Origin of the sequence: Rhodococcus sp. 27YEA15 (genome assembly GCF_049739425.1) — a bacterium.
Lineage (GTDB): Bacteria > Actinomycetota > Actinomycetes > Mycobacteriales > Mycobacteriaceae > Rhodococcus_F.
In genome coordinates, this window is the sequence record NZ_JBMHHW010000001.1 from 5,312,276 (window position 1) to 5,335,000 (window position 22,725).

General features: G+C 63.9%; 23 protein-coding genes, 3 tRNA genes and 1 pseudogene (1 of these 27 running past the window's edge). 17 read left to right on the forward strand and 10 right to left on the reverse strand.

Annotation, left to right across the window (positions count from 1 at the left end):
• Positions 1 to 14: 14 nt before the first annotated feature.
• Positions 15 to 344 (reverse strand): ArsR/SmtB family transcription factor, encoded by a 330-nt coding sequence (locus ABH922_RS24780; protein ID WP_424809454.1) that lies wholly within the window; start codon positions 342 to 344, stop codon positions 15 to 17.
• A gap of 140 nt (positions 345 to 484) precedes the next feature.
• Between ABH922_RS24780 and ABH922_RS24785 the strand changes: the two genes are divergently transcribed.
• Positions 485 to 850, forward strand: coding sequence for a hypothetical protein (locus ABH922_RS24785; protein ID WP_424809455.1), 366 nt, complete (start codon positions 485 to 487; stop codon positions 848 to 850).
• A gap of 76 nt (positions 851 to 926) precedes the next feature.
• Here the strand turns inward: ABH922_RS24785 and ABH922_RS24790 are convergent, their stop codons facing one another.
• The 5 genes from ABH922_RS24790 to hisC all read right to left on the reverse strand — a co-directional run bounded on the left by ABH922_RS24790 (position 927) and on the right by hisC (position 6,127).
• Positions 927 to 1,331: a DUF4259 domain-containing protein gene (locus ABH922_RS24790; protein WP_424809456.1), complete on the reverse strand. Its 405-nt coding sequence runs from the start codon at positions 1,329 to 1,331 to the stop codon at positions 927 to 929.
• A 50-nt stretch (positions 1,332 to 1,381) separates the two neighbouring features.
• The gene (locus ABH922_RS24795) at positions 1,382 to 2,002 is read right to left on the reverse strand and encodes a LysE family translocator (protein ID WP_424809457.1); all 621 of its coding nucleotides are present in this window, start codon (positions 2,000 to 2,002) and stop codon (positions 1,382 to 1,384) included.
• Positions 2,003 to 2,346: 344 nt separating this feature from the next.
• Positions 2,347 to 3,216, reverse strand: coding sequence for an MYG1 family protein (locus tag ABH922_RS24800; protein ID WP_424809458.1), 870 nt, complete (start codon positions 3,214 to 3,216; stop codon positions 2,347 to 2,349).
• A 36-nt stretch (positions 3,217 to 3,252) separates the two neighbouring features.
• Positions 3,253 to 4,950: a bifunctional metallophosphatase/5'-nucleotidase gene (locus ABH922_RS24805; protein WP_424809459.1), complete on the reverse strand. Its 1,698-nt coding sequence runs from the start codon at positions 4,948 to 4,950 to the stop codon at positions 3,253 to 3,255.
• 100 nt (positions 4,951 to 5,050) lie between these two features.
• Positions 5,051 to 6,127 carry a histidinol-phosphate transaminase gene (gene hisC, locus ABH922_RS24810; protein ID WP_424809778.1) on the reverse strand — a complete coding sequence of 359 codons (1,077 nt, stop codon included), beginning with the start codon at positions 6,125 to 6,127 and terminating at the stop codon, positions 5,051 to 5,053.
• 89 nt (positions 6,128 to 6,216) lie between these two features.
• Here hisC and ABH922_RS24815 point away from each other — a divergent pair, with 89 nt between their 5' ends.
• The 10 genes from ABH922_RS24815 to ABH922_RS24860 all read left to right on the forward strand — a co-directional run bounded on the left by ABH922_RS24815 (position 6,217) and on the right by ABH922_RS24860 (position 12,153).
• Positions 6,217 to 6,924, forward strand: coding sequence for a dienelactone hydrolase family protein (locus ABH922_RS24815; RefSeq protein ID WP_424809460.1), 708 nt, complete (start codon positions 6,217 to 6,219; stop codon positions 6,922 to 6,924).
• A 96-nt stretch (positions 6,925 to 7,020) separates the two neighbouring features.
• Positions 7,021 to 7,112 (forward strand) — tRNA-Ser (locus tag ABH922_RS24820).
• A gap of 73 nt (positions 7,113 to 7,185) precedes the next feature.
• A tRNA-Arg gene (locus ABH922_RS24825) sits at positions 7,186 to 7,261 on the forward strand.
• 286 nt (positions 7,262 to 7,547) lie between these two features.
• Positions 7,548 to 8,612, forward strand: a complete 1,065-nt coding sequence (gene ssd, locus ABH922_RS24830; RefSeq protein ID WP_424809461.1) for a septum site-determining protein Ssd — start codon at positions 7,548 to 7,550, stop codon at positions 8,610 to 8,612.
• Positions 8,609 to 9,793: a TadA family conjugal transfer-associated ATPase gene (locus ABH922_RS24835; RefSeq protein WP_424809462.1), complete on the forward strand. Its 1,185-nt coding sequence runs from the start codon at positions 8,609 to 8,611 to the stop codon at positions 9,791 to 9,793. The genes ssd and ABH922_RS24835 overlap by 4 nt, the downstream gene beginning before the upstream one ends.
• A complete protein-coding gene (locus ABH922_RS24840) occupies positions 9,790 to 10,578 on the forward strand; it encodes a type II secretion system F family protein (protein WP_424809463.1) in 789 nt (262 codons plus the stop codon). Before ABH922_RS24835 ends, ABH922_RS24840 begins: the two co-directional genes overlap by 4 nt.
• A complete protein-coding gene (locus ABH922_RS24845) occupies positions 10,575 to 11,165 on the forward strand; it encodes a type II secretion system F family protein (RefSeq protein ID WP_424809464.1) in 591 nt (196 codons plus the stop codon). Before ABH922_RS24840 ends, ABH922_RS24845 begins: the two co-directional genes overlap by 4 nt.
• Positions 11,166 to 11,229: 64 nt before the next feature.
• Complete coding sequence (locus tag ABH922_RS24850) at positions 11,230 to 11,433, forward strand: DUF4244 domain-containing protein (RefSeq protein ID WP_424809465.1); 204 nt, start codon at positions 11,230 to 11,232, stop codon at positions 11,431 to 11,433.
• Complete coding sequence (locus ABH922_RS24855; protein WP_424809466.1) at positions 11,433 to 11,798, forward strand: TadE family type IV pilus minor pilin; 366 nt, start codon at positions 11,433 to 11,435, stop codon at positions 11,796 to 11,798. Before ABH922_RS24850 ends, ABH922_RS24855 begins: the two co-directional genes overlap by 1 nt.
• On the forward strand, positions 11,785 to 12,153 hold the full coding sequence (locus ABH922_RS24860) for an Rv3654c family TadE-like protein (protein ID WP_424809467.1): 369 nt from the start codon (positions 11,785 to 11,787) through the stop codon (positions 12,151 to 12,153). The genes ABH922_RS24855 and ABH922_RS24860 overlap by 14 nt, the downstream gene beginning before the upstream one ends.
• A gap of 1 nt (position 12,154) precedes the next feature.
• Here ABH922_RS24860 and ABH922_RS24865 read toward each other — a convergent pair whose 3' ends face one another.
• Positions 12,155 to 12,526, reverse strand: a complete 372-nt coding sequence (locus ABH922_RS24865; RefSeq protein ID WP_424809468.1) for a MerR family transcriptional regulator — start codon at positions 12,524 to 12,526, stop codon at positions 12,155 to 12,157.
• Between the two features lie 68 nt (positions 12,527 to 12,594).
• On the opposite strand from ABH922_RS24865, the gene ABH922_RS24870 reads away from it, so the two are divergent.
• Positions 12,595 to 13,800, forward strand: coding sequence for an MFS transporter (locus ABH922_RS24870; RefSeq protein ID WP_424809469.1), 1,206 nt, complete (start codon positions 12,595 to 12,597; stop codon positions 13,798 to 13,800).
• Here the strand turns inward: ABH922_RS24870 and ABH922_RS24875 are convergent.
• From ABH922_RS24875 to ABH922_RS24885, 3 genes and pseudogenes are all read right to left on the reverse strand, one after another.
• Positions 13,764 to 14,054 (reverse strand): annotated as a pseudogene (locus ABH922_RS24875) (sodium:proton exchanger); the annotation flags it as partial. The gene ABH922_RS24870 and the pseudogene ABH922_RS24875 overlap by 37 nt on opposite strands.
• Positions 14,039 to 14,278, reverse strand: coding sequence for a hypothetical protein (locus ABH922_RS24880; RefSeq protein WP_424809785.1), 240 nt, complete (start codon positions 14,276 to 14,278; stop codon positions 14,039 to 14,041). The gene ABH922_RS24880 and the pseudogene ABH922_RS24875, both read right to left, overlap by 16 nt.
• 383 nt (positions 14,279 to 14,661) lie before the next feature.
• Positions 14,662 to 17,004, reverse strand: a complete 2,343-nt coding sequence (locus tag ABH922_RS24885; protein ID WP_424809470.1) for a DEAD/DEAH box helicase — start codon at positions 17,002 to 17,004, stop codon at positions 14,662 to 14,664.
• A gap of 357 nt (positions 17,005 to 17,361) precedes the next feature.
• Between ABH922_RS24885 and ABH922_RS24890 the strand changes: the two genes are divergently transcribed.
• From ABH922_RS24890 to ABH922_RS24910, 5 genes are all read left to right on the forward strand, one after another.
• Positions 17,362 to 17,565, forward strand: a complete 204-nt coding sequence (locus ABH922_RS24890) for a cold-shock protein (RefSeq protein ID WP_424809471.1) — start codon at positions 17,362 to 17,364, stop codon at positions 17,563 to 17,565.
• A 176-nt stretch (positions 17,566 to 17,741) separates the two neighbouring features.
• Positions 17,742 to 18,326, forward strand: a complete 585-nt coding sequence (locus ABH922_RS24895) for a hypothetical protein (RefSeq protein ID WP_424809472.1) — start codon at positions 17,742 to 17,744, stop codon at positions 18,324 to 18,326.
• Between the two features lie 146 nt (positions 18,327 to 18,472).
• The gene (topA, locus tag ABH922_RS24900) at positions 18,473 to 21,400 is read left to right on the forward strand and encodes a type I DNA topoisomerase (protein WP_424809473.1); all 2,928 of its coding nucleotides are present in this window, start codon (positions 18,473 to 18,475) and stop codon (positions 21,398 to 21,400) included.
• Between the two features lie 35 nt (positions 21,401 to 21,435).
• Positions 21,436 to 22,665 (forward strand): DNA polymerase III subunit delta', encoded by a 1,230-nt coding sequence (locus tag ABH922_RS24905; protein WP_424809474.1) that lies wholly within the window; start codon positions 21,436 to 21,438, stop codon positions 22,663 to 22,665.
• Between the two features lie 29 nt (positions 22,666 to 22,694).
• A tRNA-Thr gene (locus ABH922_RS24910) sits at positions 22,695 to 22,725 on the forward strand (it continues 42 nt past the right edge of the window).

Genomic DNA, 22,725 nt, shown 5'->3' on the forward strand with positions numbered 1-22,725 from the left:
AGTGGGGAATGCGGTCAGCAGCAGCCGTTGGTCTCCGATGCCGGGCACACGGCCGGATCGACCTCGAGGGTGAGGTTCATGAGTTCGTCGAGAGTGCGGCCGATCCGTGGATCGGCGAGCTCGTATCGCGAGCGGCGACCTTCCGGAATTGCGACGACCAAGCCGCAGCCGCGAAGGCAAGCAAGATGATTCGACAGGATCTGACGAGATACTCCGATTTGGGCGGCAAGATCGGACGGGTATGCCGACCCCTCCCGCAACGTCATCAATACCTGAGCGCGTGTCGAATCCGAGAGTGCGTACCCGAACCTCGACAGGGCGTCTCGACGCAACTGTGTGTCCATGCCGACCAATAGTACAGATATTTCTGGATTCAGGAAATTATGTATCAATTGCGATGGTCGATTGCAGTACGTGGATCCGGTTAGGCTGAATTCGCAGGGGTCAGGCGCAACAGATATTTTCACAACAGGAGACGAAAACCTTGCCGAACTACAGCACGAAGATGCAGAAGGCAACCCTCGAAACGCTCGAGTCGGACGTCCACGGCCTCATCTCCAAGAAGACCGCCGAACTCGACGGTGTGAGCGTCACCCAGGTGACCTTCGGTGTGGGTGCACGCTGGTCGAACGACCTCAAGGACTACGCAGGCACCGATCTGTGCGAGCTTCCCCACGTCGCGCTGGTCATCGCAGGCACACTCGGCGTCGAAATGACAGATGGTGAGACGGCCGAGTTCTCGGCCGGTGACGTGATGCTGCTCCCGCCCGGGCACGACGCCTGGTCGGTGGGCGAGGAGGCATGCACGTTCGTCGAGTTCTCCCGCGGGAACGACTACTACTCGGCGTGAACACGATGATCGGGAACTGCCGGTGGCAGTTCCCGATCACGAGGCGAACTCAAGAGCATCGATCCGCCGCCGTCGTTCAGACCGACAGCACTCGCAGATCTTCGAGTCCGTCGATCACCGGAACCCGCCAGGACGCCAGTTCCTCGGGCCCCTGTTCATCCCACAATTCGAACAGTTCCGAATCGGTCGACGCGACGGTACGTTCCACCACGTCGACCAACCAGGCCAGTCGCTCACCGGTCAGCATGGCGGCAAAGTCGTCGAGATCAAGTTCCGCCACTGCGGGATCGCGGGCACGGTCTGCTCGCACGATCAGCGTCAATTCGAGGAGTGCGACGGCGATCTGGCCACCGTCGCACTCGAGGTAGTCGTCCTCGAACGCCCCGAGCACGGAGTCGAACGTGAAATCACCGTGCCCGATCGAAGCGATCAGATCTCCCGCCCCGTCGTTCTCGAACGGTCCCGAACCCCATGCGCCCACTGTCGACTCTTTCCTGATTCTGTGTTCTGCACCGCGACGGTGCATTGGCTTCAGCGCGCTTCGAGCGCGATCTTCGCTCCGAATCCTAGAAGAACCGCACCCGTCACACGTTCCAGCGCCTGTCGGACTTTCGGTTTTTCGAAGGTACGACGTGCTCGGGAGAGAAGAACGACGTAGCCGCTGAGCCAGGCGATCGAGATGGTGGCGTGGATCAGCACCAGGAGGGCCAGGGCGGGGCCGGTCGGCCAGCCCGGTGGAACGAGTTGGGGCAGCAATCCCGTGTAGAAGACTGCGATCTTGGGGTTCAGAAGGTTGGTGGTCAATCCGGACTTCCAAGTCCCGGTGGACTTGAGGCCGCGGGTGTCACCGCCGTGTTCCACCGCGGCTGCGCGGCTGCGCCACAATGCTTGCACTCCCAGGTAGACCAGGTAAGTGGCGCCGGCCAACTTGACGACGGTGTACGCCTCGGCGGAGGCGGCGAGGATGGCGGACAGTCCCAGTACCGTCAACAGTCCCCAGACGAGTAGCCCACTGACTATGCCGGACGCGACTCGAAATCCGGCCGACCGACCGGACCCCAGTGCCGCCTGCGTGACGACGGCCATGTCCGGGCCGGGTACGAGGGTCAACAGGGCCAACACGGCGGTCGCGGCCAGTAGTGCTGTGAGCATGAGCACCAGTATGGGGGCGATGGCGCGAGAAGCCCACCGGCGATGTCCTGCTTGTGAACAAAGCGCGACTCGCTGGTGTCGAACTGCGTGGACACGCCCGGAACACGTCGTACCGAGACTGATTTTCCGAAAAGTTGTCCACACTGTGAGTACTTGTGAAGATGCTGGTAGAGCGTGTGCAGGTCGCACTGGCAAGGCATTGGTCCACAGGTTGTCCACAGCTGGCGGCAGGATGTGAATGAAGTTATCCACACCTGTGTGTGCATCGGTGGACAACTTGCGCAGAGCCCGGCATCTCGACAAGTAAGCAAGATCACGAGATGCCGCTCGACGACCGAAGGCGGCTACTCGGCGAGCGCGAGCGCAAGCAGTTCCAGCGCACCCTCGCGAGTGTCGGCCGCCCCGATGAACCCGGCCTTGTGGCAGAACACCGATCCCGCCACGCCGGTGACCGCGGCGAGTTCGGCCCCGTTCAATCCGCGCCAGGACTCCGGCAGCAGCTTGCGTGAACCGAACTTCGAATCGGCGGGCTTGACGGTCTGAATCGACCAGCCACCATTGGTGTTCGGGAAGACCGTGAACAGCAACTCCGGCTGCGCCGATGCGGCACGGCCGTGCGGGACGAAGCGTTCGAGGACGACGAACCGCGGATCCGACGACTTCTGGTAGGTCTCGACGAATTCGAGTTCGGCTGCGGCGTCCCCGGCGTACTTGCTGCGCAAGCGGATCAGGATCTGCGTGGCGAGCACCGTTGCCAGCTCGAACTGGGTGTCGAATTCCTCGTCCGTCGAGGAGATCGGGTTGAACAGATCGAGTACCGAGGACAGATCGAACGGCTTTGTCCCGAAATCGTTGAGTGTGTAGATTTCCTGGCCGTTGTCCACCGCGTCGATGCCTTCGACGAGGCGGCTGTCGATGCGGCGGAACACGGACTCGTCACCGTCGCAGAACTGCAGGCCGTAGTGTTGCCACAACAGTCCGAATGCCGAGTACGCGATGCCGTTCGCGCGCTCACCGGCGCCGCGCTGATGATGGTCGAAGCGCCCCTCGTCCGGTACGTATCGTCCCCCCACGTCGAGAACGATGTCCGCGCTGCCCAGCACCGCCTCGTCCCGAGAGCGGACGACGACGGCATCGGGGTACAGCTGCTTGAGAAGTGAAACGCCGAAGACGTCGTCTGCGTGGAACTTTCCGTTATGGGTCGCGATGATCACCAGTCGAGCCTAGGCAATCAGCTTCGCGATGCCTATTCAGCCGAGTACGTGGATGCGATCGGTGGCAGGTGGAGCCACCGGTGAACCGGCCGCGAAAAGCGCCGTCAAGGCGTCGAGATCACTGCCCGTGCCGATGATGGCGGGCGCGACCTTCAGAGCACTGAAACCATCGGCGCCGTCGGCGAGGAACTTGTTGACCGCCACCTGGTACACCGCGTCCGGATCGATCGCGCTGCCGTTCAGTTGCATGGCGGATATCCGGGAGCCGAGCGGTGCTCGCCGGTCGAGGTCGTAGGTGAAGCCGCGCGAGGGGGAGAGGATACGTTCGGTGACCGTCCCGTCGAAGGAAGGTTGGAATTGTTGTTCCAGAGCATTTTTCAGTGCGGTACCGGTGAGGGACAGAATGTGCATGCTGTTGCCGAACGGCTGGACGCCGTACGCCTGACGGTAGGTCACCGTGCCGGCCGTGTCGAAGTCGAGGTCGGCGCGGATCCCGCCCGGGTTGGTCAACGCGATCTGAGCCCCGTTCGGTGTCGTGGCAGTCAGCTGGGCGTCGGCGATCAGGTTGCCCAGAGTCGATTCGCCGCTCGGGGCTCGGTTGCGGGTCAGGTCCGCGGTGATGGTTCCGACCGGGCGCTCCGCCACCTCGGCGGCAGCCGACCAGGTGTGATCGACGAGCGCTTCGATCTCTGGGTCGGGTGAGATGTCATGAGTGACTATTTGATTGAACGCCGACGTCTGTTCGCGAATGACGTCCCGGGTCTTGCGATCGATGGTGATGTCCGCGACGGACACGATCCGACCGTGCGATGCCCCCTGCATCACCACGCGGGGGTTTCCGGCGGGGTCCGGGTATTCGCAGTTGTACTGCTGGTGGCTGTCGGCGGTGAAGATGACGTCCACCTTCGGCGAGGCACGCAGTGCGATGTCCTTGGCCGGGCCGGACTCGACATTGCAGTCGTTGGGCCCACCGTCCTTTGTCGGGGAGTCCCCACGGTGCAGGAGCACGGTGATCGCTTTGACGCCGAAAAAATCCAGTATGTCCGCGGTGCGGTTGATCGCTTCCACCTCGTCGCCGAACTGGAGATCGGCGATTGCGTCGGGGGACACGGTCTGTCCGGTCTCGCTGGACGTGACCGCTATGACGCCCAGTGGAATACCTTCCACCATGTTCACCGTGAACGGCAACGTCGCCGGAGTGCCGTTGGTGTAGGTCATGTTCGCCGCCATCATCGGGAAATTCGCGCCCCCGAACGACGGGGCGAACATGCAGCCGTCGACGGGGGAGCAGCCACCGGACTGCATTCGCCGAAACTCCGGCAGGCCCGCGTCGAGTTCGTGGTTACCGATCGCGGAGGCGTCGATCCCCATCCGATTGAGTAGTTCGACGGTTGGTTCGTCATGGAACATCGCTGATTCCAGCGCCGACGAGCCCCAGTTGTCACCAACCGAATACAGCAACGAATTGGTGGCCTGACTGCGTAGTTGAGACACGTACGCGGCAAGGTAGGCGGCACCGCCTGCCGGTGTGAACGAGCCGTCTGCCTGCCTGACATCACTGCGCATCCGGTCTGGAGGGCGCAAGCTGCCGTGTAGATCGTTGAACGCGAGCAGCCGAACCGACACGGTGTCCGGCACTTGGGCCGCCGCGCTACCACTGCTCAGGCAGCCCGCAGCGGCGGTGAAGAGAGCGGTTGCGAACACGACACACGCACGCGTGATACTTCGCGCCATGCGTGATGCTCCCTCGGTCTGACCCATTCCGGACCCTGTCGAGTGTGCCCGCCGGGGATCACGAAATCCCAGCCGCTGAGTAACGGTTGGATATCAAGTGTCACGAGGTCGCAGTGACGCCCGCCAACTCTCGAGCTGTCTCGCTGCGAGCGAATGCCAGGAAGAGGTCGTTCTCCGCCGGATCGCCGATGGTCACTCGCGCACCCTCGACGCCGTACTGACGAATCAAGACACCTGCCTCGGCGCATGCCGACGCGAACGCCGGTGAATTCTCGCCGAGTGGCAGATACAGGAAATTCGCCGACGACTCCGGCACCGAGTAGCCCACCTCGGTCAACGCGGCGCGTACACGGGCCCGTTCGCCGATGACGCCATCGGTGCGGGCGAGCAGCTCGTCCGCCGCTGCCAATGATGCGATCGCCGCAGCCTGAGCCACCGCACTCACCGTGAACGGGGTGTGTACCTTCCCGAGCGCGGTGATCAATTCGGGGTCCGCCACCGCGTAGCCGACACGGACCCCGGCCAGCCCGTATGCCTTGGAGAACGTCCGCAGCACCACCACGTTGCGACGCGAGCGCAGCAGCTCGATACCGTCGGCGTCGCCGCGGGAATACTCGAAATACGCTTCGTCCAATGCCACGACGACGTGCGACGGAACCGCGTCGAGGAATCTGTCCAGCTCCGCGGTGGACAACGCATTTCCGGTCGGATTGTTGGGGTTGCAGACGAAGATCAAACGGGTGCGATCGGTGATCGCCGCCAGCATTGCGTCGAGGTCGTGGCCGAAGTCCTCGGTCAGTGGCACCTTCACCGACACCGCATGCCCGACCTGCGTCAATACCGGGTACGCCTCGAACGAACGCCACGCGTAAACGACCTCGTCGCCAGGATCGCAGGTGACTTGCACCAATTCCTGGCACAACGTCACAGATCCACAACCGACGGCGATGTTCGACGGCTCCACCTTCAGGAACGACGCGAGCGCCTCGATCAGGTCTGCGGCCGAGTTGTCCGGGTAACGGTTCGCACTGGCGATCGCGTCGACAACAGCATCACGAACCCCGGGCAGCGGGCCGAAGGTCGTTTCGTTGCTCGCGAGCTTGACGGCCCCCGGAAAGCTCCGTCCCGGAACATAGGCGGGTATCGAAGCGAGATCTGGACGGGTGCGGGGAGCCACCTGCTCGGTGTCGGTGCGTGAAGTCACAGTCCGATTATGCGCCACCGAATTCCAGGCGACGTCGGCGTCCACATGGAACAGTGGGATGCATGTCGGAAATCTCCCGCGACGTTGCCTACTCACGAACCGAGGACGGTGCGATAACCACTTCGGTACCGCTGACCGTCGTCGACCCGGACGGACCCCGGCGCGGGGCGATCATCGTGTTGCACGAAGAACGCCAGTTCACCGAGCCGTTACTGGCGCTCATGCATGCCTTGGCCGCTGAAGGATGGCTCGCCTTGGCTCCACATCTGTTCCACCGTCACCCCGAGGGCGGGGCCGGTGAAGTGTTCGGCGACGACCTCTTCGTCGACGTCGATGCGGCCCTCGACTGGCTTGCCTGGCGTGAGGTGCCCGCCGACACCGTCGGTGTCCTCGGATTCGATGCGGCGGGAACCGCGACGATGCTTGTCGCCTCGAATCGCCGAGTCGGTGCCGCGGTCAGCGTGGCGGCGCGCGGGATCGACGAGGCGTTGACGGCAGACTCCCGATCACTCCTCGACGTGGCGCCGGCGCTGCAAGCACCATGGTTGGGGCTGTACGGCGACAATGATCCGCAGACCTCCCCGGATGCTGTGAACCGACTTCGTGACGCCGTGGGCCGAGCAGAAGTCGCCGCTCTCGTCGTCAGCTACGAGGGCCTGGGTCATCGCGCGGACGCGACTCCCGAGAAAATCTACGAGAACGGGTTGGAGTCGGAGATCGTCGACGCCAAGACCCGAATCTTCGACTGGTTCGGCAGTCACCTGCGCTGATGCGGTGAAACAGGGCCTTGACCACTCGTTTTGCCTTTTTTCGCGATGGGTGTGTAATCTTTCATCCCGGCGGTCCGAAAGGATCGGAACCCCCAGGGAGGCGTGCCAGAGCGGCCGAATGGGACTCACTGCTAATGAGTTGTCCCTTTTACGAGGGACCGGAGGTTCAAATCCTCTCGCCTCCGCCACGCCGGTGATTTTGACCGGCGGGTTAGAAATGATAGAAAGTACGACGGCAAGACTTGCAAGACAACAGAACATGCGCCCGTAGCTCAACGGATAGAGCACTTGACTACGGATCAAGAGGTTAGGGGTTCGAATCCCTTCGGGCGCACCATAGACACCCCGCGACCAGCAGTGATGCAGGCGCGGGGTGTTCTATTTTTGGTCTGATGGGCCCATGGTTATCACTTAGTCATCAGATTGATTTGAAAGTGGTCATCACATTGGTCCGAGGCGGTCCAGCGCCACGGTCATATCGGGTGCCGTTGTCGCCCTCTGAATGTAGTGAGCTTCGGTGACCCGGGAGCTGGCGTGGCCGAGCTGACTCCACAGTCTCGTAGTTGTCCACACATGGAGATTTCGAACCACGGTGGCCACGAGTTTCCGGTTGCCTTGCCGCTATGAACACCTCTCGCGCACCAGGCGCCGACGTCCTCGTGCTCGTCGACGATCCGCTGGTGCTGGCCAGTGTCCGGCGCGTCGCCGCGGCCGTCGACTTCTCCGTCGACGAGGTCGATCATCCCGTGGCCCGCCAACGGTGGAACCAGGCGTCGGCTATCGTTCTCGACTCGTCAGCCGCCGAGTTCTCGTCGTCGCGATTTCCCCGCCGTCCGCGAATGTTCGTGGTGTGCGAGGGCGAGCCGACGGTGGACGACTGGAAGAGTGCGACCGCGCTCGGGGCCGAGCGCGTCGTGTCGCTGCCTGCGAACGAGAACGAACTGGTGACGTTGTTGGGCACCAGGGTGGAGACGGGCCGACGAGGAACTGTACTCAGTGTGGTCGGGGGCTGCGGCGGTGCGGGAGCATCGGTGTGTGCGGCGGCGATCGCGCTGACGTCGGCATCGCGACAGATCGAGACGTTGTTGGTGGACATCGACCCGTTCGGGTCGGGAGCCGACGTCTTGCTCGGAATGGAGTCGGCGCCGGGCCCACGATGGGGAGCCCTCACCATCGAACGTGGACGATTGTCGCCGGACTCGCTCCGTGACGCGTTGCCGTCCAGGGGGAACTTTCTGCGGGTCCTCGCGAGCAGTCGTAGCGAGACCGAAGGACCCACGACGGCTGCTGCGGGCGCAGTCGTCGAGGCCGGCAGCAGTTCGGGGGGTCTGGTGATCTGCGATGTGCCGCGCCAGCGGAGCTCGGTGGGCGAGACGGTGCTGGGGTTGTCTGATTTCGTTCTCGTGGTCGTTCCCGCCACTGTCGCGGCATGTGTGGCCGCGGAGAAGATCGGAGCGTGGGTGAGCCGCAACAACTCCAAGACCGGAATTCTCGTACGCGGCCCGGCACCTGGCGGGCTTCGCGGTATCGACGTCGCAGATATGCTCGGACTGCCTCTCGTCGCGGTCATGCGGGGCCGGCGAAATCTCGGGGCCATGCTCGAGCGGGGCGGTCTGCAGCTGGCGCGCGGCTGTCCACTACGTACCGCCGCCGCCGAAGTGTTGGACGCCGTCGAGGCCGCAGCGTGAGCGCGCTGGTCTCGGCCGAACTTCTCGATCGGGTGCGCGAGCGACTGACCGCGTCGAGCACTGTGGAGCCGACAGCTGCCATGGTTGCCGCAGCGGTACGCACCGAGTCGTCGGGGGTGCTCGGAGACACGGATCTGCTCGACGTGGTTCGGGTCTTGCAAACCGAACTGACGGGGGCCGGACCGTTGGAATCCTTGCTGCACGAGCCTGGTGTCGCCGATGTCCTGGTCACCGCTCCCGACGAGGTGTGGGTGGACCGTGGTGGCGGACTGGAAAGGTCGTCGGTGACTTTCGCCGACGAAGCCGCAGTCCGTCGACTCGCGCAACGACTGGCATTGTCGGCAGGGCGCAGGCTCGACGACGCCCAACCGTGGGTGGACGGCCGGCTCCACGGTGTGGGTGACGGTCATTTCGGAGTCCGGCTGCACGCGGTGCTCGCTCCCGTCGCGCAGGGCGGAACCTGTGTGTCGTTGCGTGTGTTGCGCCCGGCAACCCAGGGTCTCGACGTGTTGTGCGATCGCGGCGCGATCGCTTCGGATGCGCGCGAGCTGCTCGACCGAATCATATTGAGCCGATTGGCTTTTCTTGTCACGGGTGGAACGGGTGCGGGTAAGACGACGTTGTTGTCGGCCGTGTTGGGTGCGGTCGATCCCCGCGAACGAATCGTCTGTGTCGAGGATGCCGCGGAATTGGCGCCGCCGCACCCGCACGTGGTCCGGTTGGTGGCCCGTGCCCCCAACGTGGAGGGTGTTGGTGAGGTGACCGTCCGGGATCTCGTCCGACAGGCGCTGCGGATGCGACCTGATCGCATAGTTGTCGGTGAGGTTCGCGGCGGTGAGGTGGTCGACTTGCTGACGGCCATGAACACCGGTCACGACGGCGGTGCAGGCACTGTTCACGCGAATTCGCCCGAGGAAGTCCCGGCCAGGCTCGAAGCGTTGGCAGCACTGGGTGGAATGGATCGGCACGCGCTGCACAGCCAGCTCGTGGCAGCGGTTCAAGTGATCCTGTACGTCCGGCGGGGCGAAGACGGTTCACGAAGACTCGACCAGATCGGTGTGATCGAACGCGGTGCGGATGGTTTCGCGCAGATCAAGCAGGCGTGGCCTACCCCGAGTCCCGGGCTGGACACCTTGGAGCGGATGTTCTCGCGCCGCAACACGTTCAGGGCACCGTCGTGATCATCGGACTGACGATGTGCGCGCTGGCGCTGCTGGTAGTGCCGAGTAGGAGTTCGCGTGCGAGGCTACGGTCGTTCACCGCAGTGAACCCCGGCGCGCCGCGAATTCTGCCCTGGCGCTGGATCGTTGCGGGCGTGGTCATTCCAGCCGGTTGTCTGGTGGGAGGGTTTCCGGGCGGATGCGCGATCGCGATACTCCTCGGCACCGCGCAACTGCGGTATCGGCGTTCCGTGTCGACCGCCGAACGAGAGAGTTCGCGGTCGGCGTTGCTGGCGGGATTGGAAGTGCTCGTCGCGGAACTTGCCGTCGGCGCGCATCCGGCTGCGGCGAGTTCGGTCGCAGGGGAGGAATGCAGTGGCGAGGTCGGGTCCGTGTTTCGCTCGGCGGCGGCGCGGGCGCGCCTGGGAGGTTGTGCCGCTGCGGCGTTCACTCTTCCGGGTTCGAGGATCGAGCGGGAGTACGCGCGCATCGGCGCCGTATGGAAAGTCGCCGACGATCATGGATTGGCGCTCGCGGAACTTCTGACGTCTGTTCGATCGGACATGTTGGGTCGCAAGAGATTCCGTCAGAGAACGGAGTCGGCGCTGGCGGGGGCTCGAGCCACCGCCACAGTCCTGGCAGGTCTGCCGGTCCTCGGGATCGGGTTGGGGCAATTGATGGGGGCGTCGCCGGTGCGGATCCTTCTCGGTGGCGGTCTGGGAGGCATCATGCTTCTCACCGGTTCGGTGTGCATTGCGCTGGGTCTGCTGTGGACCGACAAGATAACCGGGAAGGTGATGTTATGAGCGGTATGGCGATCTTTGCCGTCGTGGCAGCTTTGCTCGTCTTCCCTGACCGCTGCTCGGCCTCGTTGCGAGCAACAGCGATCGTCGGCGGAGGTGTCCACGATCGCACCGCCGCGCAGTCGGATGGCGACGGCGCCGACGATCCACTGGGAATTGCAGCGTGTTTCGATCTACTGGGCGCGTGCCTTCGCGCGGGTCTACCGGTTGCGGCTGCAGTGTCTGCAGTGGCCCCGACGGCGCCGCCCGGTGTGGCTACGTCGCTGCGTCGGGTTGCCGATCTACTGGCGCTCGGCGCAGATCCCGATGTCGCCTGGGCCGAGATGGCATCGGACCCGCAGACGGAGGCGTTGGCCAGAATGGCCAGGCGCTCGGCCCGCTCCGGTTCTTCGCTGGCCGCATCGATGTCCGAGCTCGCAGAGCGAAGCCGTGGTGAAGCCGAAGACGTTGCAGCGGCTGCAGCGGAGCGGGCCGGGGTGTTGATCAGTGGCCCGCTCGGGTTGTGCTTCCTTCCGGCGTTCGTCGCGCTCGGAATCATTCCGGTGGTGATCGGGCTGGCGACGACAGTACTGGGTAACGGGCTCATCTGACGGCTGCAACACGAAAGCTCCTGCAACAGAATCTCTGTCGCAGGTTTCGATTGAAGGGGGATACATGATTTCGAAGACGATGCATTCGGTCTCGGCCAGGTTCGCACTGCTCGTGAGTGAGGACGACGGTATGTCGACGGCCGAGTACGCGATCGGGACTATCGCGGCAGCGGCCTTCGGGGCGGTGTTGTACACGGTGGTCACGGGCGACTCGATCGTGAGTGCCTTGACGGGGATTATCGACAAGGCGCTCAAGACTGCCGTGTGATGCTGTCGCTGAAAGGTATTCGCGACGGTGACGGCGGGGCCGTGACGGTGGAGGCGGCGATCGCGTTGGCGTCGATTGTCACGGTGCTGGTGTTGTGTGTCGGCGGTGTTCTGGCGGTGTCGATGCAGGTTCGGTGTGTCGATGCCGCGCGGGAAGCGGCGCGGTTGGTGGCCAGAGGGGACAAGGAAAATGCGGTTGTGGTCGCCCGGCGGATCGCCCCGGACGGTGCGTCGATATCCGTTGAGGTGGTGAGGGATACCGCGACGGCTGTGGTGGGGGCGAAGAACACTCTGTTGCCGATGGTGAAGATTTCGGCCACGGCGGTGGCGGCAGTGGAACCGGGGGTGGCAGATGCCGTGGGGTGAAGGTGGGGTACTCCGGGGTGACGGCGGGTCGGCGACGGTGTTCTCGTGTTTCGTGCTCGCGGTCATCGTCGTCGTCACCGGTGGGGTGTTGCACGTCGGTTCGGCGGTGGTGGCCCGGCACACGGCGCAGGCGTCGGCGGATCTGTCGGCGTTGGCCGGTGCCGGCGCGGTCGATGCCGGTGACGGTGCGGCGTGTGCGCGGGCCGAAGATATTGCCGTCCGGATGGGGACGCACATCGTCGACTGCACGGTGGAGGAGTGGGATGTGCAGGTTCGAGTGCGGGCATCGGTGTTGTTGTCGGGCTTCGGTGTCGGGGACGCGGTGGCTCTCGCGCGGGCCGGGCCGTCGGAGTAGGTCAGGTGGGTGGTCCGGAGCGGTGTGCGATGCCGAGGTACTCGTCGATGGCGTCGCGGTTCTTGGTCAGGCAGTCGATTTTGCGGCTCATCCGATCACGCTCGTGTTCGAGGGTGGCGATCATGTCTGCATCCACGAACGGCATGTGAATGGCGCGGGGTGTGTCGAGGCACGGGAGGATTTGTTTGATGATGCGGGTGGGGAGTCCGACGTCGAGCAGTCCCCGGATCTGGATGACGCGGTCGACGACGTAGTCGTCGTAGTCGCGGTACCCGTTGGGGCTGCGTCCGGGAACGATCAATTCCTGTTCCTCGTAGTACCGCAGGAGTCGGGTCGGTGTCTCGGTCAACGCCGACAGTTCGCCGATTCGCATGTGTTCGTACTCACTTCCAAGAGTCTGACTTGACCTTCACATTAATGTGAAGCATTGATGATAGCGGCATGACACAAGTGGATCTCACATCGCGGACGAGTCGAGACGGTCAGCGCCTGCCTCTCGCCGGTCTGCTGGCATTGGGAACAGCCGGGTTCCTCACTCTCCTGACCGAGACGCTTCCCGCCGGAGTGCTCCCGGCAATGAGTCGTGATCTCGGAATTTCGGAATCCTCTGCCGGCCAATCGGTGACGGTGTTCGCGATCGGTTCGGTGCTCGCTGCGGTGCCGTTGACGAAGTTGACCATCGGGTGGCCGCGTCGACGCCTCCTGATGCTGGCGATCAGCGGATTTGCGGTGGCGAACACCGTCACGGCGATCTCATCGGACTTTCGGATCACGTTGGCGTCGAGGTTCCTTGCCGGAGTTGTCGCGGGACTGCTCTGGGCGCTGCTCGCCGGATACGCCCGGCGGATGGTCGCACCGCATCAGCAGGGTAAGGCCATGGCGATTGCGATGGTGGGAGCGCCGTTGGCGTTGTCGGTGGGGGTGCCTGCCGGCGCGTTCCTGGCGCGAGTACTGCAGTGGCGCGTGGCTTTCGCGAGTATGTCCGTACTGACTGTGGCGCTCATGGTGTGGGTGATCGCGGTAGTGCCGAAGTTCGCCGGTACCTCGAAGGAGTCACGATTGTCGATTCCGCGAACGCTTCGGATTCCGGGGCTGGTGCCCATCCTGTTCGTGACTCTCACTTATGTTCTCGCACACAATCTTCTGTACACCTACATTTCGTCGTTTCTGACGCCCTTGGGGATGGCGAGTCGAGTTGACGTCGTTCTCCTCACCTTTGGGATGTTCGCCTTGGTAGGAATTTGGCTGACGGGCACGTTGATCGATCGCCACCTCCGCGCACTGACCATCGCCAGTTGCTCGTTGTTCGCAGGTTCCGCGCTGATGCTGGGAGTTCTCACCGATTTTCCGTTGTTCGTCTACGTCGGTGTGGGGGTGTGGGGACTGGCCTTCGGCGGTATCGCGACGCTCCTGCAGACCGCGTCGGCGCAGGCAGCGGGCGAGGCAGGGGATGTGGCGCAATCGCTCATCGTGACCTGCTGGAACATCGGTATTGCGGGTGGTGGGGCACTTGGTGGGTTCTTGATCGCCGGGACGGGCCCCCGGACCTTGGCCTGGGCGGCTCTGGCGCTACTGATTCCGGCGCTTCTCGTGGCGATCGGAGCGCGAGATCACGGCTTTCCGAGCGTCGACCGATCGGCGTCGTAGGTCGGTGCCTGTGGCTCCTCGCTACGGTTGGCCTCGGAACGGGTGAACGGTGCACTCAGCGTCGGCAGGACGTGGCGGTAGTTGACCGCGAAGGCAAGCGCCGCGACAACTGAGTACACGCCGCACAGTGCCGGCCTGCCTTCGGTGCAGGTGATCGGAAATTACACGATGAACAGTGCCAACAGTGCCCAGGCCGACCGCTTGTGGAAACGCAGCGCAAGGATCACACCGACGCCCATCAGTGTCTGGGTAGCACCGCTGTCAGTGCGAGAACGGCAATGGCCAAACCACCGGAGACGTCGATTTGAGAGGCTTCGACTGCCCACGCGAGAACGAAGCTCGCTGCGACGACAGCTCCGCCGTGGGCGAGAAGCGTGAGAATCCGATTCGGGTGCAACCCGAGGATCCGCAAGGAAAGAGCCGCAACGATGAATACCGCGGCTGCGAGCAGCGACCGGTACAGAGTCCGCCTCGGCACGAGCGCCGTCGTCGGCGTGGACAGGTCGACACAGATGGCCTTCGATGCTCGATTCGAATCAACGGCCCTCAGACCCCGAATCGGAGAGTCTTCGACCGACGCGCGGTCTGTCGGTCCGAAGGTCTCGCTCGCCGATTGACCTCGATGGCCGGTGTATCGGTGGATGACCGGGCGCGCGCGCCGGTATGTCGATCACCCGATCCCGGCGCCGCGTTGAGCATCGTCGAGATGAACTATTCCCCTTCGCCGGAAACCATAGTCCTTCAATTTTGTCGTGGAACTTACGCTATCGATCGAATGTACATGTGTGTCCTGATGAGGTGACGGCTGCGCACCAGCGGATCGAAAAGTTCGGGTGGATGAAATTTTCGGTCGGGGTGGCCTCAGCCGACGGTGGTGAGAATCGCAGTCAGAACCTTGACGGCTCCGTCCTTGTCCAGTGGTTCGTTGCCGTTGCCGCATTTGGGGGAGTGGACACACGACGGGCAGCCGTACGCGCATTCGCAGGACAGGACGGCGTCACGGGTCGCGGTGAGCCAGCGTGACAGTTCGGTGTATCCACGATCGGCGAAGCCGGCGCCACCTGCATGGCCGTCGTAGACGAAGACGCTGGGCAGTCCCGTGTCGGCGTGGAGTGCTGTGGACACGCCGCCGATGTCACCGCGGTCGCAGATCGCCACCAACGGGAGCAGTCCGATGGCGGCATGTTCGGCTGCGTGCAGTGCGCCGGGGAATCGTTCGGGCGGTACACCGACGGATTCGAGCAGTTCCGGGGTGATCGTGTACATCACCGCCCTGGTTTCGAGGGTGTGCGGCGGCATGTCCAGTTCGATGGAGTCGAGCACTTCGCCGGAGTTCAACCGCCGGAGATATCCGACTACTTGGCTGGTCACTTCCACGCGTACCAGAGCGACGGCGATGTCGCCGTAATTCTTGTGCTCGAGATGCTCGGTGATGGTGATGTCGGTGCTTTCGCGCGCGGAGGTGCTCCAGTCGGGGTTCTCGGTGTGTACCAGTGCCAGACCGACTTCGAGATCGAGTTCATCCACCACGAACGTCTCACCCTGATGGATGTGCACTGCGCCCGGGTGCACTGTTGCGGGTGCTCGTCCGGCGTCCACCGTTCCGAGCATGCGGCCGGACTCGCCGTCGACGATGGCGACCTGGGTTCCGATGCCGCCTCGAATATCCAACGCGCCGTGCGGGTTCGAGTCTGCGGTGACGAACCAGCCGTGTTTGCGATGACGAATTCTTCCGGCGTCGGCGAGTGCGGTCAAAAGCTCACGGGCGTCGAACGAATCCACTTCGGCGTCGGAGAGGGGGAGTTCCATTGCGGCACACAGCAGCTGTGGTCCGAGGATGTACGGGTTTCCCGGGTCGGTCACCGTGGCCTCGACGGGTTTGTCGAGTATCGCGGCCGGGTGATGAACGAGATAGGTGTCGAGGGGATCGTCGCGAGCGATCAGGACGACCAGAGAGCCTTCGCCGCGTCGCCCGGCCCGGCCGGCCTGCTGCCAGAACGATGCGACTGTGCCCGGAAAGCCTGCGACCACGACGGCATCGAGGCCCGCTATGTCGACACCCAGCTCGAGGGCATTGGTGGTAGCGGCGCCGAGCAGGGTGCCGTCGGCGAGCGCTGCCTCCAGCTCGCGGCGGTCGTCTGCGAGATATCCCGCCCGGTACGACGCGACGCGCTCGGACAGATCCTGGTCCACATCGGCGAGAAGCCGTTTGGTGGCCATTGCGGTCAGTTCGGCGCCGCGACGGGAGCGGACGAAGGTCAACGTCCGTGCCCCTTCGATCATGAGGTCCGCCATGATGCGGGCGGCCTCGGCGCCGGCAGCCCGGCGGACGGGGCTTCCGTTCTCGCCGGTCACTTCGGGCATGAGCGGCGGTTCCCACAGTGCCACTGTTCGCGGGCCGTGCGGCGAACCGTCGGCGGTGACTGCGGCGCAGTGCGCGCCGATCAGTCTGGCAGCTGCGGCGTCGGGGTCGGCGGTGGTGGCGCTGGCGAGAATGAAGGTCGGTTGGGCTCCGTAGCGCGCCGCTATCCGACGCAGTCGTCGCAGTACCAGCGCGACATTCGAGCCGAAAACCCCTCGGTACGAATGGCATTCGTCGATTATCACGTACCGGAGGTTGCGGAAGAAGTGTGCCCACCGCCCGTGGGTGCGCAGTAGCGACATGTGAATCATGTCGGGGTTGGTGAACAGCCATCGCGAGTTCTCGCGTGCCCACGTGCGGAGTTCGAGGGATGTGTCGCCGTCGTATGCGCCGGCGTGAGTGCTGCGCAGTTCGGTGTCGAAATCGGTGAGGGACAGCACGGCTCGTAGCTGATCGGAACCGAGAGCCTTGGTAGGTGAGAGGTACAGCGCAGTGGCGAGGGGGTCCTGCGCCATGGCCGTCAAGACCGGGAGTTGGTACGCCAGTGACTTACCCGAAGCTGTCCCGGTGGACAGAACCACATTTTCGCCGCGGTGCGCCAGTTCGGCTGCCTGTATCTGATGTGCCCACGGCACACGCACTCCGTGCTCGGCCAGGGCGCGGACGACGCTGGGGTGCACCCACTCCGGCCACTCGGAGAATACGGCGGCGCGAGCGGGGATGTCCGCGGTGAAGGTGAGCGGCTTTTCCTGCCCGCCCACTCCGGCGAGGATGCGGTCGAGTAGCTCTCGCCCGTATGTCTCGTCGGGCCTTCCGCCCGGATCGGGGGGAGGTTTGTTCACGGGTCACTCCGGTTGATGGTCTCGAGAGGGACGACACCCTGCGGCGTCGCTACCTGCGGTTTTGATGATACTCACGCGGGCATGCGGTTGGCGGGCCAGGGTGGGCGGGGCGGCGGGCGAAAAAAGAGGTATCGAGGTTTGTTTATGACTGTTGCGTACGCGCAGAACATGGTTGACTGACACACGGTCGCAGCTTCTGTGTTCGTAGACTTGAGAAAGTGCACGCTCGCAGGATCGTTGTTGCGAACGCGGTGCTCTGTTCCTGAGGGGGAATCAAGACGTACAGCGGTCGGAACCGGCCCGATGGGCTGTAAGTGCTGTCCATCGAATCCGGTGTTGGAAAAGAGAAGGAAAAGCATGGCACAGGGCACTGTGAAGTGGTTCAACGCTGAAAAGGGCTTCGGGTTCATCGCACCCGAAGACGGTTCTGCGGACGTTTTCGTCCACTACTCCGAAATCCAGGGAAACGGTTTCCGGAGCCTCGACGAGAATCAGCACGTCGAGTTCGAGGTCGGCCAGGGCGCCAAGGGCCCCCAGGCCACCGGCGTTCGCGCGATCTGATTCTGTCGCTCGTCTGCTGAGCGATCAGTTCGGAGGGGAGTTGTCCCCCACTACTTTACGAGGTGGGGGACAACCTCTTTTGGTTGATCGTTCAATCTCGTTTTTTTGTGATGCCTGATGCAACTCTCGGCTCGCTGTCTATGCCGTGGCACTCGTGGTGGCATACGTTGCATTCTGTGAGCCAACTGTCCTTCTTCTCTGCCGAATCGATTCCACCTGCCGTCACCGACCTCGCCGGTTTACTGGCTGGACCGGGCCAGGTGGTGACAAGCGACGACCGGGCGCGAATTTCGATAGTCGTCGACCGCGACTGGCGTGCGCAGGCCGTCGCCGAGTTGATCGCGCAGTGCGGGCTCGGTGCCGAAGTCACCCGCAGCGAAGAAGGGCGGCCCCTGGTGCGGACCCAGTCGACGCCCGCACTGTTGCCGCTGTCGGTGCAATGGACGCGTGGCGCCGTGAAAGCGGTTCCGCTCGGCTGGGTTCCCAACTCTCGTCAACTTCGCGTGTGGGCGGTGGCGGCGGGCAGACTCGAAGACGACGGGGACCGATTCGTGCTCGCTCTCGATCCGCATGCGCCCGACACCCATGCCCCGCTCGCGCAGGCACTGATGCGCATGGGCATCGCGCCCACTCAACTGGGCAACCGAACGCCGGGTCCCGGGCTTCGGATATCCGGTAAGAAGCGGCTGACCAAGTTGGTCGAGTACCTCGGCCAGGCCCCCCGCCACATCGACGTCGACGTCGCCTGGCCGCACTTCTGACGCCGCCCATACTGTACTGATCTGCGCGAATGAGCCGTGGGTATGTCACTCTGTAAAGAGAGGCGCGGGGTATAACTTGCTCCACACGTCTAGTTCTGAACTACTGCCGACGGCAGTGAACGTCCAAAGGAAGGCTCGGGCAGCAGGTGGCTAAAGCGGACAACGGTAGCGGTCAGGGAGCATCCGGTAACCCTCGTCGCCTCGTGATCGTCGAGTCTCCGACCAAGGCCCGAAAAATCGCCCCCTACCTCGGCAAGGACTACGTCGTCGAGGCGTCGGTAGGTCACATCCGTGACCTCCCGCGGGGCGCCGCGGACGTTCCGGCCAAGTACAAAGGCGAATCCTGGGCGCGTCTCGGGGTCAACGTCGACCACGATTTCGAAGCGCTCTACGTCGTCAGCCCAGAGAAGAAGGGCAAGGTGGCCGAGCTCAAGGCATTGATGAAGGACGCCGACGAACTCTTCCTCGCAACCGACCCCGACCGCGAGGGCGAGGCAATCGCCTGGCATCTCCTCGAGACCCTCAAGCCCAAGATCCCGGTTCGTCGCATGGTCTTCCACGAGATCACCGAATCGGCTATCCGCGCTGCCGCCGAAGACACCCGCGAGCTCGACAACGATCTTGTCGACGCCCAGGAGACCCGCCGTATTCTCGACCGCTTGTACGGCTACGAAGTAAGCCCGGTGCTGTGGAAGAAGGTCATGCCGAAGCTTTCGGCGGGCCGAGTCCAGTCCGTGGCGACTCGCGTCATCGTGCAGCGAGAGCGCGAGCGCATGGCGTTCAAGTCCGCGTCGTATTGGGACATCTCCGCGACTTTGGATGCCGGCGCGGAAGCGAGCCCGCGTAGTTTCGGTGCGCGCCTGGTCACCGTGGACGGTTCCCGTGTGGCCTCCGGCCGAGATTTCGGTCCGGACGGCCAACTCAAGGGCACCGCTGTCACGGTCATCGACGAGGCGTACGCGCGCCGCCTCGCCGAAGCGCTCCAAGGTGTCGACCTCACGGTGTCCTCCGCCGAGGACAAGCCCTACACCCGCAAGCCGTACGCCCCGTTCATGACGTCGACGCTGCAGCAGGAGGCCGGGCGCAAGCTCCGGTTCACCTCGGAGCGGACCATGCGCATTGCGCAGCGTCTGTACGAGAACGGCTACATCACCTACATGCGTACCGACTCGACGACGCTCTCGGAGTCGGCGATCAACGCCGCTCGTGCCCAGGCCACGGAACTGTACGGGCCCGAGTACGTCCACCCGACCCCGCGTCAGTTCACCCGCAAGGTGAAGAACGCGCAGGAAGCACACGAGGCGATCCGCCCGTCCGGTGACGTGTTCCAGACTCCAGGCCAGCTGCATTCCAAGCTCGACACCGACGAGTTCAAGCTCTACGAACTCATCTGGCAGCGCACCGTCGCCTCCCAGATGGCCGATGCCCGAGGCACGACACTGACGCTGCGTATCTCCGGTACCGCAGGTACGGGCGAGGACTGCACGTTCTCCGCTTCGGGTCGCACCATCACGTTCGCCGGCTTCCTCAAGGCTTACGTCGAAAGTGTCGACGAGGAGGCCGGGGGGCAGTCGGACGACGCCGAATCGCGCCTCCCGGTTCTGGTCAAGGGCCAGGAAGTCACGGCCACCAAGCTCGATCCGGACGGTCACAGCACCAATCCGCCCGCTCGGTACACCGAAGCCAGCCTGATCAAGACCCTCGAAGAACTCGGCATCGGGCGTCCGTCGACGTACTCGTCGATCATCAAGACCATCCTCGACCGCGGATACGTCTACAAACGCGGCAGCGCGCTGGTTCCGTCCTGGGTGGCGTTCGCCGTCATCGGGCTGCTCGAAGTGCATTTCGGTCGCCTGGTCGACTTCGACTTCACGGCCGGGATGGAAGATGATCTGGATGCGATCGCCGGTGGCCGCGCTCAGCGTGGCAACTGGCTGAGCAGCTTCTACTTCGGCGGCGACAGCGGTGCCGAAGGTTCGGTGGCCCGCGAGGGCGGTCTGAAGAAGATGGTCGGCGTCAACCTCGAGGAGATCGACGCTCGCGAGGTCAACTCGATCCGTTTGTTCGACGACGCCGAGGGCCGCGAAGTTCACGTGCGTGTGGGCCGGTTCGGTCCCTACCTGGAGCGAATGGTCCAGAACCCGGATGATCCGGAAGGTGACCTGATCTCGCAGCGGGCGAACCTCCCCGACGATCTACCGCCGGATGAACTCACACCCGAGTACGCGGAGAAGCTGTTTTCCACTCCGCAGGAGGGTCGCAAGCTCGGTGTCGATCCGTTGACCGGCCACGAGATCGTCGCGAAGGAAGGCCGCTTCGGTCCTTACGTGACGGAGATCCTGCCGGAGCCACCGGCGGAGCCGGAGCCGGACATCGTCCCGGTGCCCGAGCCCGAGGAGATCAGTGCAGGCGCAACCAAGACTGCGGTGAAGAAGGTCGCAGCCAAGAAGGCGCCCGCCAAGAAGGCAGCGAAGAAGGTAGCAGGCCCCAAGCCTCGGACCGGCTCGTTGCTCAAGTCCATGGATCTCGCGACGGTCACCCTCGAGGATGCGTTGCAGCTGCTGTCATTGCCCCGCATCGTGGGTATCGACCCCGAATCCAAGGAAGAGATCACCGCACAGAACGGTCGATACGGTCCGTATCTGAAGAAGGGCACGGACTCGCGGTCGTTGGCCACCGAGGATCAGATGTTCACCGTCACTCTCGAAGAGGCGTTGAAGATCTACGCCGAACCGAAGCGTCGTGGGCGTCAGGCGTCGGCTACGCCTCCGCTGCGCGAGTTGGGTGTCGATCCGGTCAGCGAGAAGCCGATGGTGATCAAGGACGGTCGTTTCGGTCCGTACGTCACCGACGGTGAAACCAACGCCAGCCTTCGCAAGGACGACGAGGTCGAGTCCATTTCCGATGCGCGGGCGTCGGAGCTGTTGGCCGATCGTCGCGCGCGTGGCCCGGTGAAGAAGAAGGCTGCGGCCAAGAAAGCACCGGCAAAGAAGGCGGCTGCCAAGAAGACGGCTGCGAAAAAAGCTCCGGCAAAGAAGGCCGCCGCCAAGAAGGCGCCGACCAAGAAGGAATGAGCCGGTTCGTCGGTGTCGACGGTTAGGGTCTTGGCGTGCGCAGTGAGGTAGTCCAGCGGGGAGTGTTCGGCCGATTGGTCGGCCAACACGACGTCGAGCGGAGCTTGCGGGACGCCGCCGCGTCCGCTCGCGGAGATTCGGGCGGATCGGAAATGACCCACGCGTGGTTGTTCACCGGCCCGCCAGGCTCGGGTCGTTCGATTGCGGCGCTGTGTTTCGCAGCGGCTCTGCAATGCACGTCGGACGGTGCACCGGGGTGCGGGGAATGCCACGCCTGTACGACGACTATGGGCGGAACCCACGGGGACGTCCGCCGAATCGTTCCCGACGGGTTGAGCATCAGTGTCAAAGGCATGCGTGAAATCGTCAACATCGCCTCGCGGCGGCCGACGACGGGACGCTGGCAGGTCATCGTCGTCGAGGATGCGGATCGCCTGACCGAGGGTGCGGCAAACGCTCTTCTCAAGGTGGTGGAAGAGCCGCCGGATCGTACGGTCATCCTGCTGTGTGCGCCTACGACCGATCCGGAGGACATGTCTGTCACTCTGCGATCGCGATGCCGGCACCTGGCATTGGTGACTCCGTCGACGGAGTCGATCGCGCAGGTGTTGATCGACGGTGACGGACTCGATCCCGAGCAGGCACGATTTGCTGCGTCCATCAGTGGTGGGCACGTCGGACGCGCTCGACGCCTCGCCACCGACGAGAGTGCGCGAGGCGAGCGTCAGCGGTCGTTGCAGTTGGCTGTCGAAGCGATATCCGCCGCCACCGCATATCGGGCAGCAGAAAACCTCGTCAAGTCGATCGAAGCAGATACGAAGGCGTTCTACGCCGATCTCAAGGAGCGTGAGCTCGAAGAGTTGAAGGTGTCGTTGGGCGGCGGTGGCACCGGTAAAGGTACGGCGGGAGCCCTTCGCGGGTCGGCCGGTTTGATCAAGGATCTCGAGGCACGCCAGAAGTCGCGGGACACTCGTGCTCGACGTGACCTCCTGGATCGAACTCTGATCGATCTCGCCGGAATGTATCGAGACGCTCTCTCGTACTCTCTCGGGTCGACATCGACGCCGACGCACCCGGACATGGCGCGCCGGGCGGCCGAGCTGGCCTCGCGAACCTCGCCGGAAGGCCTGCTGAAGTGCATCGAAGCGGTGCTGGAATGCCGTGAAGCCGTCGATTTCAACGTCAAGCTGCAGTGGGCGCTCGACGCGATGGTTGCGGGTATCGGAGCGGCTTTCCGACCCCCGTTTTCGCGATCCGGGGGTTGACCGGTTAGACTTCCCACGCCGAAAGGCACGCTGCCTTAGCTCAGTCGGTAGAGCATTTCA

Bases quoted from the DNA above. Each gene is read 5' to 3' on its own strand.
- ABH922_RS24780 (WP_424809454.1), bottom strand. From the start codon at position 344: ATGGACACACAGTTGCGTCGAGACGCCCTGTCGAGGTTCGGGTACGCA.
- ABH922_RS24795 (WP_424809457.1), bottom strand. From the start codon at position 2,002: ATGCTCACAGCACTACTGGCCGCGACCGCCGTGTTGGCCCTGTTGACC.
- ABH922_RS24805 (WP_424809459.1), bottom strand. From the start codon at position 4,950: ATGGCGCGAAGTATCACGCGTGCGTGTGTCGTGTTCGCAACCGCTCTC.
- ABH922_RS24815 (WP_424809460.1), top strand. From the start codon at position 6,217: ATGTCGGAAATCTCCCGCGACGTTGCCTACTCACGAACCGAGGACGGT.
- ssd (WP_424809461.1), top strand. From the start codon at position 7,548: ATGAACACCTCTCGCGCACCAGGCGCCGACGTCCTCGTGCTCGTCGAC.
- ABH922_RS24845 (WP_424809464.1), top strand. From the start codon at position 10,575: ATGAGCGGTATGGCGATCTTTGCCGTCGTGGCAGCTTTGCTCGTCTTC.
- ABH922_RS24850 (WP_424809465.1), top strand. From the start codon at position 11,230: ATGATTTCGAAGACGATGCATTCGGTCTCGGCCAGGTTCGCACTGCTC.
- ABH922_RS24855 (WP_424809466.1), top strand. From the start codon at position 11,433: ATGCTGTCGCTGAAAGGTATTCGCGACGGTGACGGCGGGGCCGTGACG.
- ABH922_RS24860 (WP_424809467.1), top strand. From the start codon at position 11,785: ATGCCGTGGGGTGAAGGTGGGGTACTCCGGGGTGACGGCGGGTCGGCG.
- ABH922_RS24865 (WP_424809468.1), bottom strand. From the start codon at position 12,526: ATGCGAATCGGCGAACTGTCGGCGTTGACCGAGACACCGACCCGACTC.
- ABH922_RS24870 (WP_424809469.1), top strand. From the start codon at position 12,595: ATGACACAAGTGGATCTCACATCGCGGACGAGTCGAGACGGTCAGCGC.
- ABH922_RS24890 (WP_424809471.1), top strand. From the start codon at position 17,362: ATGGCACAGGGCACTGTGAAGTGGTTCAACGCTGAAAAGGGCTTCGGG.